Below are 15,789 nucleotides of genomic sequence, written 5' to 3' on the forward strand. Positions count from 1 at the left end.
GCAATTTGCGGTGCTACTCAATATCACAATGGACAGACAGGGTAAATCTACAGGAATTAAAAAGCTTGATCTGTAAAGGTCAGACCAAAATTGCAAACACAACATCACGACCACAAGCCAAAAGCTTTCAGAAAATCTGCGAACTCACTCACAAATCTAAAAACTTTTCGTTCCGGCTCAGGAAGTAGCGCAACTATAGGTATTTGCTGGAGCTTCATCAACGGACAATTTATAATGTCTCGGATTATAAATTCTAATACGTAAAGCCTTTGTATTAGTTCGCGTATTTTTTGCCAGGCTGGCTATGGATAACCATGTCAAAACGTCTTCCTCCCCTCAATGCACTGCGGGTTTTCGATGCCGCAGCACGCCATTTAAGCTTTACCAAAGCGGCTGAAGAGCTGTTTGTCACCCAGGCTGCCGTCAGCCATCAGATCAAATCACTGGAAGATTTTCTGGGATTAAAGCTGTTCAGGCGGAGGAATCGTTCGCTTTTGCTCACGGAAGAGGGGCAAAGCTACTATCTGGACATTAAAGAAATCTTCTCTGCCCTGAATGAAGCCACGCGCAAGCTGCAGGCACGCAGTGCCAAAGGCGCGCTCACAGTCAGTTTATTGCCGAGTTTTGCCATTCAATGGCTCGTGCCGCGCCTCTCCAGCTTTAATCTGGCTTATCCGGGAATCGATGTCCGTATCCAGGCCGTTGACCGCGATGAGGAGAAACTGGCCGACGATGTGGACGTGGCGATTTTCTATGGTCGGGGCAACTGGCCTGGATTACGGGTGGAAAAACTCTACGCAGAATACCTGCTACCGGTCTGTTCTCCGGCGTTGATGACCGGGGAAAATCCGCTTAAAACCCCTATGGATCTGGCTCGCTTTACTCTGCTGCACGATGCGTCGCGTCGTGACTGGCAATCCTATATTCGCCAGCTCGGCGTTCAGCATATCAACGTCCAACAGGGCCCCATCTTCAGTCACAGCGCTATGGTGCTGCAGGCGGCGATTCATGGTCAGGGCGTGGCACTGGCCAATAACGTTATGGCGCAAAGCGAAATCGAAGCGGGGCGGTTGATTTGTCCGTTTAATGACGTTTTAGTGAGCAAAAATGCTTTTTATCTGGTTTGTCATGACAGCCAGGCAGAACTGGGTAAAATAGCCGCCTTTCGACAGTGGATCCTCGCTAAAGCGGCAACCGAACAAGAAAAATTCCGCTTTCGTTATGATCAGTAACTTTTGCTTTTTTGCAGGGACCTGCAAACGCACCTTGAGGATAGATTGATGTCCAGACGTGCCATGTTTATTTTTTCGGCCATCAGCGGCTTTTTTCTGGTGGCCTTTGGTGCTTTTGGTGCTCACGTGTTGAACAAAACGCTGGGAGCCACTGAAATGGCCTGGATTCACACCGGGTTAGAATATCAGGCTTACCATACGCTGGCTGTAATGGGGCTGGGTGCGGCAATGCTGTATCGCTGTAACATCTGGTTTTACTGGAGCAGTGCGTCTATGGCGCTGGGAACCGTATTATTTAGCGGCAGCCTCTATTCACTGGCGCTGTCGCATTTAACGTTTTTTGTATTTATCACGCCAGTCGGAGGCGTATTCTTCCTTATCGGCTGGCTATTGATGTTGATTGGCGCACTGCGTCTTAAAACCAAGGCAGAACGCCATGAATAAAGTTTTACTGTATTGCCGCTCCGGCTTCGAAAAAGAGTGTGCGGCAGAGATTAGTGCGAAAGCAGCAGAGCGTAACGTCTACGGCTTTCCACGGGTAAAAGACGATGCCGGTTATGTGCTGTTTGAATGCTATCAGCAGCCCGATGCGGAAAGGCTGATTCGGGAACTGCCATTTGAAACGCTGATTTTCGCCCGCCAGATGCTGGTTGTCGGCGAGCTGCTGCGTGACTTGCCCCAGGACGATCGTATTTCGCCGATCGTTGGCATGTTGAGCGGTGTGGTCGAGAAAGGCGGCGAGCTGCGTGTTGAGGTGCCTGACACCAATGAAGCAAAAGAGCTCACCAAATTCTGCCGCAAGTTTACCGTTCCCCTGCGTGCCAGCCTGCGTGAGAGCAAAATTCTACTTAATTACGAAAGCCCAAAACGTCCGGTGGTGCACGTGTTCTTTATTGCTCCCGGTACCTGTTACGTGGGCTATTCGCTGCCAGAAAACAATTCCCCCTTTTATATGGGCATTCCGCGTCTTAAGTTTCCCTCTGATGCGCCAAGCCGTTCAACGCTTAAGCTGGAAGAGGCTTTCCACGTTTTTGTGCCCGCCGACGAGTGGGATGAGCGGTTAGCCAGCGGGATGTATGCGGTGGATCTGGGCGCCTGTCCTGGCGGCTGGACGTATCAGCTGGTGCAACGCAGCATGATGGTCTACGCCGTGGATAACGGCCCCATGGCACCGAGTCTGATGGATACCGGACAGGTCTTTCACGAACGCGAAGACGGTTTCCGCTTCCGCCCACCGCGCACCAATATCAGCTGGCTGGTGTGCGACATGGTGGAAAAACCGGCTCGCGTGGCCAATCTGATGGCGGACTGGCTGGTGAATGGCTGGTGCCGTGAGGCCATTTTCAACCTGAAGCTGCCCATGAAGAAGCGGTATGAAGAAGTCACGCAGAATCTGGCCATGATCGAGCAGCGCCTCACGGAAAAGGGTATTAATGCGCAAATTCGCGCACGCCAGCTCTACCACGATCGTGAAGAGGTAACGGTGCATATTCGTCGTATCTGGGCCGCGTTCGGTGGCCGTCGCGACGAGCGCTAATCGAACCGCTCGGGCGCGACGGCGCCCGAGCGGTTGACGATGCTAGTCACCGCTGTAACGCAGTAAATTCAGATTTCCTTCCAGCACCAAATCCTGTTTCAGCCGGGCGACGTCCCGGCTGATGAACGCCATCTCTTGCCCTGTCTGCAGTTTATTGCGCCATTTGGTGGGGACCTGATCCAACTGTTGGTAAAGCGATTCCAGTGAGCCAAACTGCTGCAGCAGTTCCCGGGCGCTTTTGGGGCCGATGCCCGCGACTCCCGGGATTTTACTGCTGCTGATGCCGCATAATCCCCAGTAGTCGGGCAGCACAGTGGGCGCAACGCCAAACTCCGTTTCAATAAATGGCAAATCCAGCCAGCGCTTCTGAAAATAATCGCGGATGCGAATCTCCGGCGCCAGTAACTGACAGTAGCCTTTGTCGGTGGAAACGATAGTGGCCTGATGGCCCGCCCGTGCCATTTTTACCGCCAGCGTGGCCGCCAGATCGTCGGCTTCATCCTGTTCGGCAATCCAGCAGCTCACGCCCACGTCCCGAAATGCCGCCTGCAACGCGGGCATTTCAGCCTGCAAATTTTCCGGCATGGGCGGGCGACCGCTTTTATAGTCGGGCAGCAGCTGATGCCGCCATCCCTGATGGCGCGCTTCACCGTCAAACACGGCTACAACGTGAGAAGGACGCGTGTGGCCGAGAAGCTGGCGCAAGGCCGCCACGCAGCCGCCCACACAGGGAGAGCCTTGTACGGCGTGAAGACGGCGAATGAGATTGAGTGCATCAACAATAAGTAAGTGATGTGACATAAGGTACGGGCAGCCCGGCGGCTGCCTCCTGATTTACTTAATGATTTCGTAGCACGGGATATAGGCAGTACCTGGCAGTTTCATACGCTGCTGCGCCACAAAGCCCTGTAGCAGTTCATCCATGCGGTGCATGATGTCGGCATCACCGTGCAGTTTATAAGGGCCTTTTTCCCGGATTTCACGGATGCCCATCTCTTTAACGTTACCTGCCACAATGCCCGAGAACGCCCGGCGCAGGTCGGCTGCCAGTTTTTCCGGCGGCTGGTTAGTGTAGAGATTGAGATTGGCCATATTTTCATGCGTTGGCATAAAGGGCACCTGCAAATCCTGTGCGATGCGGATAGACCAGTTAAAGCTGTAGGCATCACCCGTTTCGCGGCGGTGTTCTTTCACCTGCGGCATCGCTTTTCTCATCAGGCGGGCCACCTCGGCGGCATCATCAATAATGATCTGATAATGCTTACGTGCCTGCTCCCCGAGCGTGCTGACAATAAAGTCATCCAGCACACGGAAATAGTCGGCGCTTTCTTTCGGCCCGGTGAGAATGAGCGGCAGAACCTGATGCTCATTTTGCGGATTCATCAGAATGCCCAGCAGGTACAGAAACTCCTCTGCCGTACCCACGCCGCCAGGGAAAATAATGATGCCATGTGCAATGCGAACAAAGGCTTCCAGACGTTTTTCGATGTCTGGCATGATGATCAGTTCGTTCACCAGCGGGTTAGGCGGTTCAGCCGCGATAATCGACGGCTCGGTTAAACCGATAAAGCGGCTGTCGCGGTAGCGTTGCTGCGCATGGCCTACCGCCGCCCCTTTCATGGGCGCTTCCATCACGCCCGGGCCACAGCCGGTACAAATATTCAGTTCACGCAGGCCCAACTGCGTACCGACGTTACGACAGTACTGGTATTCCACTGCGTTAATCGAGTGGCCGCCCCAACAGACAACGGTATTAGGATATTCGCCCACGTGTAATGCCCGGGCATTACGCAGAATAGAAAACACGGTGTTGGTAATCATGACCGAGTCGTTGTCTTCTGCGCAGGGTAACTGGCCGGAACTGGCTAACTGGCCGTTAACAAACAGAATATCGCGCAGCACGGCAAACAGGTTAGCCTGCAGTGAACGGATAATATGGCCGTCAACAAAGGCCTCTTCGGGAGGATTGATCAGTTCAAGCTTGATACCGCGTTCGCGGCGCAGCACGTTAATATCGAAGTTCTCAAAGCGGGACAGGAGCTCGTGGCTGCTGTCAGTCTGGCTGCCAGAATTGAGCACGGCGAGCGAGCAGTTACGGAAAAGTTGATATAAATCGCTGCTGGCTGTGCGCTTCAGCATATCTACTTCCAGTTGGGAGAGCAGATCCATAGAGCCAAGAGGGCTGACATGTGTAATCAAATGAACTCCTTTGCACCCGCTGGGGTGATAGCTGACACTGCAAATGCAGTGACGAAAATCCCTGGTTGGCAATCCACTGTGTGCCGCCTTGCCCAGAGTAGCCTTGTCGGCAGGGCTGACTCAAGTGGAACGCTATCGTTGACCGGCAGCCTGAGGAATACCTCGCAAACTACTGACGAACCAGACGAGAATGACCCGGCGTAAAGGGCACATTACTGCGCCATGGATTGATATCCAGTCCGCCCCGACGCGTATAACGCGCATAAACGGTGAGCTGTTCGGGCTGACAAAAACGCATCAGGTCATTGAAGATACGCTCAACGCACTGTTCATGAAACTCATTATGCTGACGAAATGAAATGATGTAGCGCAGCAGCGCTTCGCGATCGAGCCGTGGACCCTTATAGCGAATCATCACCGAGCCCCAGTCAGGCTGATTCGTGATCAGACAGTTAGACTTCAGCAGGTGACTGACCAGCGTTTCTTCCACCTGTTCCTGACCGGCTGCGTTAATCAGATAATCGGCATTGAAGGCATAATCTTCAATTTCGATATCCTGCTCATCTATGCAGTAGCCTGCAAAGTGTCCCACGGGTTGACCTTCAATTTCATTTAACCGAAACAGCGCGACGCGCACCTCGCCTTCGGCACAGACACGCAGATCCTGCTCCAGCGTCTGGCGCACCTCGCCCCAGTCTGCGAACCGCGTCTGGTTAAAGCTGTTAAGATAGAGTTTGAAACTCTTGGACTCAATAAGATTACGACTGTGGGCGTCCAGCACCACTTCGCCAACCGCCACCTGCGGCACGCCTTTGCTGTTGAGCCAGGAGAGTTCATACAGCGTCCAGATATCGCCTCCCGTAAAAGGCAGGTTATCAGGATAAAGGCCAAGTGGTTCGCGGTTCATGCTGCGCGGCACGGCCTGTAATAAGCTGTTGTCGTAGCGATCGTGATAAGCTGTGGGCTTGCCAAGCGTCAGGTTGCTGAGCGCCGGATCCGGCTGATAAGAAGACATAACGGTTACCACTGAGGTCATCAAAGTGAGTAAGTGTAACCTATCAGAAGTGAGAATTTGAATGATGCAGCAAACGGCTGAAGCGTTAACTGATTTTACCACCCGATACTGTCTGCACTGGCAGCAGAATAATGGCCATGCACCGGCCAGTAGCGATCTTTATGGCGTGCCTTCACCCTGCCTGATTGAAAATCGTGGCGAGCGGGCGCTGTGGCAGCCGCAGCCCTTTAGCCTGCCGCCGTCTCTGGATGCCGTTGAGCGCGCGCTGGATATCCAGCTCCAGCCGCAGATTACCGCATTTTATACCCACCAGTTCGCGGGAGACATGCGCGCCACTTACGACCACATCAGGCTCACGCTTCTGCAGGTCTGGAGCGAAGAGGATTTTGTCCGACTGCAGGAAAACTTGATTGGTCATTTAGTCATGCAGCGCCGTCTGAAGCAGGCGCCGACGCTGTTTATCGCGACAACAGAGGCTGAAGAAAACATTATCTCGCTATGTAACCTGAGCGGACATGTCATTCTGGAAACGCCAGGGCGCAAACATCGCCAGACGCTGGCACCTGATATCCCATCATTTCTTAATAATTTACAACCGCTTAGTGACTAGTTGCAGATTTCCGCTATCGGCAGTGTGAGAGATCTCTTACAAGCTCTGTGAGAGATCGCTCTAACCTTCACGCGGTGATCCTGTCGGCAGGATGTAAAAATATTGTAAATCATTAACTTATTAGCTGCGCTGATAAGCCCTTTTCATAAGATATCGTTATAAGGCGTTTTACCACCTTGTGCTCTGTGTAATTTCTGACGAGAATATCACTCGCGGACAGGATGTCCTGGACAACAGGAGCCGTCAGGATGATGGTAGCCAGGAGGCCGGAACGTAACGGAGTTTACGTCACAAGGAAGGCTTCAGGATGAAGCAGGACACTCTGGATTGAGTTAAAGGACACCTCCAGGACGGAGAATGAGAGCCCCTCAGAAGAGGTGGCGGGCCGGGATGCTAAGGATTTGTCAGGATGATACGCGAATGGAATTCGCACGGGAAAAGTTGTCACGGATGAGCAGGGAGCACTAACGTAGCGGGAAAGCTGCAAACGAACCGGGAGCACTGTTTAATACAGTGCTCCCTTTTTTTGTGCCTGCGGGTTATGCTTGCCGCCCATTTTTATCCGGTCAGAGGTGAAGCATGACGCTGGAACACTTAATTTTGCAACGACTCGAACAGGTCGAAGCGATAATGCGCGAGCACGATCTCTGGCAGTCTGTTGCGCCAGACGATCACGCGTTCACCAGCCAGCAACCTTTTTTCCTTGATACGCTTCAGCCACTGGAATGGTTACAGTGGGTGCTGATACCGCGCGTTCAGGCCATCATTGACGCCCGGCAACCTTTGCCGAAGAACGTCGCGATCGCCCCCTATTTTGAAGTGGCGTTAGCGCCCGGGCAGCCCGGTCGTGCCCTGCTGGTATTGACGTTAAAGCAGCTGGATGCCCTTCTGGAGGATGAGTCTGCCCGATGTTAGAGATCATTTATCAGGATGCGTGGCTGGTGGCGGTGAACAAACCCGCCGGTTGGCTGGTCCACCGTAGCTGGCTTGATCGCCATGAAACGCAGTTTGTCATGCAGACGGTACGCGACCAGATAGGCCAGCATGTTTTCACGGCCCACCGGCTCGATCGCCCCACATCGGGCGTTCTGCTAATGGGCCTGTCCAGTGAGGTGGGCCGCCTGCTGTCCCAGCAGTTTGAGCATCATCAGATGGAGAAGACCTATCATGCCGTGGTGCGCGGCTGGCTGGAAGGCCGCGATCGGCTGGATTATCCGCTGGTCGAAGAGCTGGATAAAATTGCCGACAAATTTGTCAGCGACCCGCGCGCGCCCCAGCCTGCGGTGACCGATTACGCCTCACTGGCAACCGTAGAAATGCCAGTGGCAGTGAGTCGTTATCCCACTGCGCGTTACAGCCTGATTGAGCTCAAACCCAAAACCGGACGCAAGCATCAGCTGCGTCGGCATATGTCCCATCTTCGCCATCCCATTATTGGCGATTCGGCCCATGGCGATTTGCGTCAGAATCGAGGGGCGGCTGCACACTTTGGCGCAAATCGTTTAATGTTGCATGCCAGCAGCCTGTCGCTCAGCCACCCGGTGACGGGGGAACCCCTGGTTATTCGCGCCGGACTTGATCTTGTCTGGCAACGGGTGATGGATCAGTTTGGCTGGCAGGCCTGTTTACCGGATGTGCCACGGGTTGAGTTTATGGCTGGCTCAGGTCAGGATAGCGGGACGGAATAAAGGGGAAAAGAAATGGCGAAAATTGGTATTTTTGTAGGCACCGTTTATGGCAATGCATTACTGGTTGCAGAAGAAGCTGAACCGGTACTGCAGCAGCAGGGCCATGACGTAAGGATTTTTGAAGATCCTACGCTCGCTGAATGGCAAAACTATGCGGATGATGTTGCCTTAGTGATTACATCCACCACCGGACAAGGCGATTTCCCGGATACTATTTCTGGCCTGTTCCATGACGTGCAGGACAAACTGGGCCACCAGCCAGGGCTGCGCTACGGCGTTATTGCCTTGGGCGACAGCAGCTACGAGAATTTCTGCGGTGCGGGTAAGCGCTTTGATGCCCTGTTACAGGAGCATCAGGCTAAACGGGTGGGTGAGGTTCTGCTGGTTGATGCCACGGAACATCCAGAACCTGAATCCGTAACCACGCCGTGGGTTGAGCAGTGGGGCAAGCAGCTCGGATAAGATCAAGGCTGTTCCGCTGCCGTCGGGATGACACCGGCGGCAGCGGTGTTACGATAACAGGATTCTGCGTACAGCGCGTTCCGTCAATGCCCTGTGCGCCCCCGTTTCTCAGGTTATCGGCGCGGGATTGAATACTGCCAGCTGATTACGAATTCCCCAGCGATCTGACCAGGTTTCCTTTCTGCCACTGGCAATGTCCAGTATCAATTCAAACAACCGCCAGCCAACCTGCTCAATGGTTTCCTCGCCTGTCGCAATTGTGCCAGCATTGATGTCCATCAGGTCATGCCAGCGCTCGGCCAGCGCATTACGGGTCGCCATTTTTATCACCGGGATTGCCGCCAGGCCATACGGGGTTCCTCTGCCGGTGGTAAAGACCTGCAGGGTGATGCCTGAGGCGAGCTGCTGCGTACCGCACACAAAATCGCTGGCGGGCGTCGCGGCAAAAATCAGTCCACGTCGTGTCGGACGTTGTCCGGGCGACAGCACCTCCACAATCGGGCTTCGGCCTGATTTGGCAATGGAACCCAGGGCTTTTTCCACCACGTTTGCCAGCCCACCTTTCTTGTTGCCCGGTGAGGGATTGGCGCTGCGATCGGTTTTGCCTTGATCAAGGTAGCGGTCATACCATGCCATCTCTTCAATCAGCCGCTGCCCCACTTCCTGATTGATCACGCGCGGTGTCAGTAAGTGAATGGCATCGCGCACCTCGGTGACCTCAGAGAACATAACGGTCGCGCCGCTGCGCACCAGCAGGTCGGAAGCAAAGCCCACCGCGGGATTCGCCGTCACGCCGGAAAAAGCATCACTGCCGCCGCACTGCATGCCTACGACCAGTTCCGAGGCAGGGCAGGTTTCACGCTGGCGCTGGTTAAGCCGTTTCAGATGGCGCTCTGCGACCTGGAGGATCTCATCCACCATGGCGCCAAAGCCCACCAGCTTCTCATCCTGCAAACGCACAATATCCTCCTCATCCAGCGAGATGGGCTGCACGTCGGGCGTCCCGGTCAGCAAGCGCTCAGGTTGTAATTTTTCACAACCCAGACTGACGACCATGATTTCCCCGCCAAAATTCGCGTTAAGGGCCAGGTTGTGAACGGAACGGATAGGGATAACCGCCGCAGGCGCGTTGATTGCCACGCCGCAGCCATAGAGATGATTTAGCGCAACCACGCCGTCGACATTGGGATAACGGGGCAGCAAATCACGCTCTATCATTTGCACCACATAATCCACCACGCCCGCCACGCAGTGAACGCTGGTGGTAATGCCCAACAGGTTACGGGTGCCCACGCTGCCGTCAGCGTTGCGATAGCCCTCGAAGGTGTAACCTTCAAGCGGCGGTAAGTCAGGCGGCACGTTATTCGCCAGGGGCAAACTCTGCAAATCCGGTGCGTCCGGAAGCGCAATGAGTGATTCATCGATCCAACTGCCCTGGGCAATATCACGAATGGCAAGGCCAATAACTTCACCATAGCGCAACACAGGCTGACCCTGCGGAATGGCGGCTAACGCCACCTTATGCCCCTGCGGTACATGTTCGGTTAGTGTTAATCCATCTTTAAACGTGGTGCCCGCAGTCAGCCCCTGGCTGTTTACCACAATCGCAACGTTATCGTTTTCGTGCACTTTAATGTAAAGCGGTTGCTCTTTTGAAATGGGGTTCATCGCTCACCTTCCAGTGTGTAGCGCCTTGCTGGTACGGCGCATTCATTATGAGACGTCAGGTGTCACAGGTTCGGTATTTGCCACCCTCAGTATAAGAAGGTGTTACCGCCTGCACATTGTGCAATTGACCTATATTCGGCTGTGAAATGACGCGGTTTTATTATCTTTTTACTAAATCAAGTGAAGATTCTCACAAAGCCGCTTATCAGCGCCCCTTTGGGCGTGCTTTTTGTGACTTTTTACAAATAACGTGAAACGTCCCGCAGCAGTTTATGCATTAGCCCAAAAAATCATTGTTAATTCACCTTATTCCAGGGTGATGTTCCAATGCCTCACCCAAACCCGCTTCTTATACTGATTTCCGTTTTCCCGATCAGGTTATTCGTCACGACGCATTATCGGTTTGCCATAAAAAAAATCGCCGTGTTTAACCTACATCTCTCTGATACCCAACGCGATGTGTATGCAGTCAGAGCGAATGTAGCTTTCGCTATATTTCAGGAGTGCATCATGAGTAGTTATCACCAGACAACGGAGGCGGTACAAAAACGGACGAACGCGCGTTACTGGATAGTGGTCATGCTGTTTATTGTGACCTCATTCAACTACGGCGATCGCGCCACGCTGTCTATCGCGGGTTCGGCCATGGCAAAAGAAATCGGCCTCGATCCCGTGGGGATGGGATTTATCTTCTCTGCTTTTTCATGGGCCTATGTCATTGGGCAAATCCCCGGTGGCTGGCTGCTGGATCGCTTTGGTTCTAAGCGCGTCTATTTCTGGAGTATCTTTCTTTGGTCGTTGTTTACCCTGCTGCAGGGGTTCGTGGACGTGTTCAGCGGCTACACCATCGTCATGGCGCTGTTTATGCTGCGCTTTATGGTCGGGCTGGCGGAAGCGCCTTCATTCCCGGGTAACAGCCGTATTGTGGCAGCCTGGTTTCCGGCTCAGGAGCGCGGCACTGCCGTGGCGATTTTCAACTCCGCACAATACTTCGCGACGGTAATCTTCGCGCCCATCATGGGCTGGTTGACCTCCGCGGTGGGCTGGGCGCATGTGTTCTGGTTTATGGGAGGGCTGGGCATTATTTTGAGCTTTATCTGGCTCAAAGTGATTTACGATCCCTGCGATCATCCCGGCGTGAACAAAGCGGAGCTGGACTACATGGCGGAGGGCGGCGCGCTGATCAATATGGATCAGAAAAGCGAGAAGCAAAAAGTCAGCTTCAGTGATAAGTGGTTCCAGATCAAGCAACTGCTGCAGTCGCGCATGATGATCGGTGTCTACCTTGGTCAGTACTGCATCAATGCCCTGACCTACTTCTTTATCACCTGGTTTCCGGTTTATCTGGTGCAGGCACGGGGCATGTCGATCCTTAAAGCGGGCTTTGTCGCCTCGGTGCCGGCGCTGTGCGGCTTTATCGGTGGCGTGCTCGGCGGGGTGATCTCAGACTGGCTGATGCGTAAAACCGGCTCACTCAATATCGCCCGTAAAACCCCGATTGTGCTCGGCATGTTGCTCTCGACGTCCATGGTGGTCTGTAACTATGTCGAGACGGACTGGGTCGTGGTGCTGTTCATGGCAACCGCCTTCTTTGGTAAAGGGATTGGCGCGCTGGGGTGGGCAGTGATGGCAGACACCGCACCGAAAGAGATTAGCGGCCTGAGCGGTGGTCTGTTCAATATGTTCGGGAATGCATCCGGCATTATTACCCCCATCGCGATCGGCTACATCATTGCCTCTACCGGTTCTTATAACGGCGCGCTGGTTTATGTCGGCATCCACGCGTTCGTTGCCGTACTCAGCTACCTGGTGCTGGTGGATAACATCAAGCGTATTGAGCTGAAAACACGCTAAGGAGTCTGCATGAATACGCAATCGACGCCCGTTATCACGACAATGCAGGTGGTCCCTGTGGCTGGCTACGACAGTATGCTGCTCAACATTGGCGGGGCACACAATGCCTGCTTCACGCGCAATATTGTGATCCTGACCGACAGTGCGGGACACACCGGGCTGGGTGAAGCGCCGGGTGGTGAGACGATTTATCAGACCTTAATGGATGCTGTTCCGCACGTGACAGGACAGCAGGTTGCCTGCCTGAACCGCCTGGTGCAGCAGATACATAAAGGGAATCAGTCCGCCGATTTCGAGACGTTTGGCAAAGGGGCCTGGACCTTTGAGCTGCGCGTCAACGCGGTCGCGGCACTGGAAGCCGCACTGCTGGACCTTCTGGGACAGTGTCTGGGCGTGCCGGTCGCCGAACTGCTTGGACCGGGTAAGCAGCGCGATGAGGTGACGGTTTTAGGCTACCTGTTCTACTTAGGCGATCGCCGTAAAACCGATTTGCCTTATCTGACGGGTGAGAAGGCGCAGCATGACTGGTATCACCTGCGTCATCAGGAAGCGCTGAATAGCGAGTCGGTTGTCCGGCTGGCCGAGGCGGCGCAGGATAAATACGGTTTCAAAGATTTCAAACTCAAGGGCGGCGTGCTGCCGGGCGAACAGGAGATCGCCACCGCGCAGGCGCTGAAAAAGCGCTTCCCTGAGGCGCGCATCACCGTCGATCCTAACGGCGCGTGGTGGCTGGACGAGGCGATCGGATTCTGTAAGGGCATGCAGGATGTCCTGACCTATGCAGAAGATCCCTGTGGCGCCGAGCAGGGTTATTCAGGGCGCGAGGTGATGGCCGAGTTTCGTCGTGCGACCGGATTACCGGTCGCCACCAATATGATCGCCACCAACTGGCGTGAAATGAACCATGCGCTGATGCTCAATGCTGTCGATATCCCACTGGCCGATCCGCACTTCTGGACGATGAGCGGCGCCGTTCGGGTCGCGCAACTGTGCGATGAATGGGGCTTAACCTGGGGCTGTCACTCGAATAACCACTTTGATATTTCTCTTGCGATGTTCACCCACGTCGGTGCCGCCGCGCCCGGTAATCCCACCGCCATCGATACGCACTGGATCTGGCAGGAGGGCGATCAACGCCTGACAAAAGAACCGCTGCAGATCCGTCAGGGCAAAATCACGGTGCCAGATGTGCCTGGCCTGGGCATTGAACTGGATTGGGAACGACTCCGCCTGGCAAACGAACACTACAAATCACTGCCGGCGGGCGGACGTAATGACGCCACCGCCATGCAGTACTTGCTGCCAGGCTGGACATTTGACCGTAAACGGCCGGCCTTTGGCCGGGCCTCTGCTTAAGGGATAACCGATGAATATCACACCAAAAATTACCGCCATGCAGGTCATCCCGGTTGCCGGCTATGACAGCATGTTGCTGAACCTGAGCGGCGCACATTCGCCTTTTTTCACCCGCAATATCGTTATCATTGAAGACAACGCAGGCCATACTGGCGTAGGTGAAATCCCCGGCGGCGAAAAGATTCGTCAAACCCTGGAAGAGGCTGCCGCGCTGGTGGTGGGCAAAACGATTGGCGAATATAAAAACATCCTGTGCCGGGTTCGCGCCACCTTTGCCGATCGCGATGCCGCTGGGCGAGGTAATCAGACCTTTGATTTACGCACCACTATTCACGTGGTCACTGGCATCGAAGCCTCACTGCTGGATCTGCTGGGGCAGCATCTGGGCGTCAATGTCGCCTCGCTATTGGGCGACGGACAGCAGCGCGACAACGTCGAAATGCTGGGTTATCTGTTCTACGTTGGCGATCGCAACAAGACCTCGCTGGCCTACCAGCATCAGGACAACGATACCTGCGACTGGTATCGCCTGCGCCATCAGGAAGCGCTCACGCTGGATGCCGTGGTGCGGCTGGCCGAAGCGGCCTATGAAAAATACGGATTCAACGATTTTAAACTTAAAGGCGGCGTGCTGAGCGGCAGTGATGAGGCAGAAGCGATTACTGCACTCGCGAAGCGCTTCCCCCAGGCGCGCGTCACTATCGATCCCAACGGTGCCTGGTCGCTTGACGAAGCCATTACGCTGGGTAAGCAGCTTAAAAACGTCCTCGCCTATGCAGAAGATCCCTGTGGCGCGGAGCAGGGCTATTCGGGACGCGAAGTGATGGCCGAGTTCCGGCGCGCTACCGGTCTGCCGACTGCAACCAATATGATCGCCACTGACTGGCGTCAAATGGGCCACACGTTGTCATTACAGTCGGTCGATATCCCACTGGCCGATCCGCACTTCTGGACGATGCAGGGTTCCGTGCGCGTGGCGCAAATGTGCCACGATTTTGGCCTGACGTGGGGGTCGCATTCCAATAATCATTTCGACATTTCACTGGCGATGTTCACCCATGTTGCCGCTGCCGCACCAGGCAAGATCACGGCCATTGATACTCACTGGATCTGGCAGGAAGGCAACCAACAGCTCACTAAAGCACCTTTACAGATTCAAGGGGGAAAGGTTGCGGTGCCGCAGGCGCCGGGTCTGGGAATCGAGCTGGACAGAGATCGGGTGATGCAGGCCAACGCGCTGTATCAAAAGCATGGCCTGGGCGCACGTGATGACGCACAGGCCATGCAGTTCCTGATCCCGCAATGGACATTTGATAACAAGCGCCCGTGCCTGGTGCGTTAACTTTTTTCGGCTTCCTTAAGGAAGCCCGTTCCACAGGAGTCAAACCATGAGTAATACAGCCTGGCCAAATGAATTTCGCCGCCGCCTGCTGGCAGGGGAAACCCTGATTGGCAGTTGGTGCGCCCTGGCAAGTCCTGTTTCGACCGAGGTGTTAGGGCTGGCCGGATTTGACTGGTTAGTTCTGGATGGCGAGCACGCACCGAACGATATCACCACGTTTGTTCCCCAGCTAATGGCGCTAAAAGGCAGTCGCAGCGCGCCGGTGGTACGTCCACCCTGTAACGAACCGGTCATCATCAAGCGCCTGCTGGATATTGGTTTTAATAACATCCTTGTTCCCTTTGTCGAGAACGAAGACGAAGCCAGACGTGCAGTTGCCTCAACGCGCTATCCGCCTGCCGGAATTCGCGGCGTGTCGGTTTCCCATCGCAGCAACATGTACGGCACGGTGCCGAATTATAACGCCACCATCAACGACAACATTTCAGTATTAGTGCAAATAGAAACCCAACAGGCCGTTGACAACATTGACGCCATCGCCGCCGTTGAAGGCGTGGACGGTATTTTTGTCGGACCGGGCGATTTGTCGGCCGCACTCGACTATCTCGGGCAGCCGGCCCATCCGGAGGTGTTAAAGGTCATCAAACACATCTTTGAGCGGGCAAAAGCCGCCAACAAGCCCAGCGGCATTCTGGCGCCGGTGGAAGCCGATGCCCGTCGCTATCTCGAATGGGGCGCAACCTTTGTTGCCGTTGGCAGCGATCTCGGTGTTTTCCGCAGTGCCACGCAGGCGTTATGCGACAAATTTAAAAAGTAATCATCCAGG

At 54.5% G+C, this 15,789-nt stretch carries 15 protein-coding genes; 11 read left to right on the forward strand and 4 right to left on the reverse strand.

Going from position 1 to position 15,789, the window contains the following annotated elements; all coding sequences use genetic code 11:
- Nucleotides 1-314 precede the first annotated feature (314 nt).
- The 3 genes from GKC68_RS05105 to rlmM are packed head-to-tail and all read left to right on the forward strand — an operon-like array spanning nt 315 to nt 2,769.
- Nucleotides 315-1,232, forward strand: coding sequence for a transcriptional regulator GcvA (locus GKC68_RS05105; protein ID WP_014594466.1), 918 nt, complete (start codon nt 315-317; stop codon nt 1,230-1,232).
- 48 nt (nt 1,233-1,280) lie between these two features.
- Nucleotides 1,281-1,676, forward strand: coding sequence for a DUF423 domain-containing protein (locus GKC68_RS05110; RefSeq protein WP_028723262.1), 396 nt, complete (start codon nt 1,281-1,283; stop codon nt 1,674-1,676).
- On the forward strand, nt 1,669-2,769 hold the full coding sequence (gene rlmM, locus GKC68_RS05115) for a 23S rRNA (cytidine(2498)-2'-O)-methyltransferase RlmM (RefSeq protein WP_028723261.1): 1,101 nt from the start codon (nt 1,669-1,671) through the stop codon (nt 2,767-2,769). The genes GKC68_RS05110 and rlmM overlap by 8 nt, the downstream gene beginning before the upstream one ends.
- 42 nt (nt 2,770-2,811) lie before the next feature.
- Here rlmM and xni read toward each other — a convergent pair whose 3' ends face one another.
- The 3 genes from xni to queF form a co-directional block, all read right to left on the reverse strand.
- Entirely contained in the window at nt 2,812-3,570 is a 759-nt protein-coding gene (xni, locus tag GKC68_RS05120; RefSeq protein WP_058705491.1) for a flap endonuclease Xni, read from the reverse strand.
- A gap of 33 nt (nt 3,571-3,603) precedes the next feature.
- A complete protein-coding gene (gene ppnN / locus GKC68_RS05125; protein WP_342656645.1) occupies nt 3,604-4,968 on the reverse strand; it encodes a nucleotide 5'-monophosphate nucleosidase PpnN in 1,365 nt (454 codons plus the stop codon).
- Between the two features lie 169 nt (nt 4,969-5,137).
- Complete coding sequence (queF, locus tag GKC68_RS05130) at nt 5,138-5,983, reverse strand: NADPH-dependent 7-cyano-7-deazaguanine reductase QueF (RefSeq protein ID WP_024471444.1); 846 nt, start codon at nt 5,981-5,983, stop codon at nt 5,138-5,140.
- A 61-nt stretch (nt 5,984-6,044) separates the two neighbouring features.
- Between queF and syd the strand changes: the two genes are divergently transcribed.
- From syd to GKC68_RS05150, 4 genes are all read left to right on the forward strand, one after another.
- The gene (syd, locus tag GKC68_RS05135; RefSeq protein WP_047715590.1) at nt 6,045-6,593 is read left to right on the forward strand and encodes a SecY-interacting protein; all 549 of its coding nucleotides are present in this window, start codon (nt 6,045-6,047) and stop codon (nt 6,591-6,593) included.
- A 579-nt stretch (nt 6,594-7,172) separates the two neighbouring features.
- Nucleotides 7,173-7,508 (forward strand): YqcC family protein, encoded by a 336-nt coding sequence (locus GKC68_RS05140; protein ID WP_047715589.1) that lies wholly within the window; start codon nt 7,173-7,175, stop codon nt 7,506-7,508.
- Nucleotides 7,502-8,281: a tRNA pseudouridine(65) synthase TruC gene (gene truC / locus GKC68_RS05145; protein ID WP_028723256.1), complete on the forward strand. Its 780-nt coding sequence runs from the start codon at nt 7,502-7,504 to the stop codon at nt 8,279-8,281. Before GKC68_RS05140 ends, truC begins: the two co-directional genes overlap by 7 nt.
- 12 nt (nt 8,282-8,293) lie before the next feature.
- Nucleotides 8,294-8,743 carry a flavodoxin gene (locus tag GKC68_RS05150; RefSeq protein WP_089527768.1) on the forward strand — a complete coding sequence of 150 codons (450 nt, stop codon included), beginning with the start codon at nt 8,294-8,296 and terminating at the stop codon, nt 8,741-8,743.
- A gap of 108 nt (nt 8,744-8,851) precedes the next feature.
- Here GKC68_RS05150 and garD read toward each other — a convergent pair whose 3' ends face one another.
- Nucleotides 8,852-10,411, reverse strand: a complete 1,560-nt coding sequence (garD, locus tag GKC68_RS05155; RefSeq protein ID WP_342656646.1) for a galactarate dehydratase — start codon at nt 10,409-10,411, stop codon at nt 8,852-8,854.
- A 510-nt stretch (nt 10,412-10,921) separates the two neighbouring features.
- Here garD and GKC68_RS05160 point away from each other — a divergent pair.
- The 4 genes from GKC68_RS05160 to garL are packed head-to-tail and all read left to right on the forward strand — an operon-like array spanning nt 10,922 to nt 15,780.
- Nucleotides 10,922-12,265, forward strand: a complete 1,344-nt coding sequence (locus tag GKC68_RS05160) for an MFS transporter (protein WP_028723253.1) — start codon at nt 10,922-10,924, stop codon at nt 12,263-12,265.
- A gap of 9 nt (nt 12,266-12,274) precedes the next feature.
- A complete protein-coding gene (locus tag GKC68_RS05165) occupies nt 12,275-13,621 on the forward strand; it encodes an enolase C-terminal domain-like protein (protein WP_272843208.1) in 1,347 nt (448 codons plus the stop codon).
- Nucleotides 13,622-13,631: 10 nt separating this feature from the next.
- Complete coding sequence (gene gudD, locus GKC68_RS05170) at nt 13,632-14,963, forward strand: glucarate dehydratase (RefSeq protein ID WP_342656647.1); 1,332 nt, start codon at nt 13,632-13,634, stop codon at nt 14,961-14,963.
- Nucleotides 14,964-15,009: 46 nt separating this feature from the next.
- Entirely contained in the window at nt 15,010-15,780 is a 771-nt protein-coding gene (gene garL / locus GKC68_RS05175) for a 2-dehydro-3-deoxyglucarate aldolase (protein ID WP_342656648.1), read from the forward strand.
- The last annotated feature ends 9 nt before the right edge of the window (nt 15,781-15,789 follow it).

Source organism: Pantoea sp. RSPAM1, from assembly GCF_038816185.1.
Lineage (GTDB): Bacteria > Pseudomonadota > Gammaproteobacteria > Enterobacterales > Enterobacteriaceae > Pantoea > Pantoea ananatis.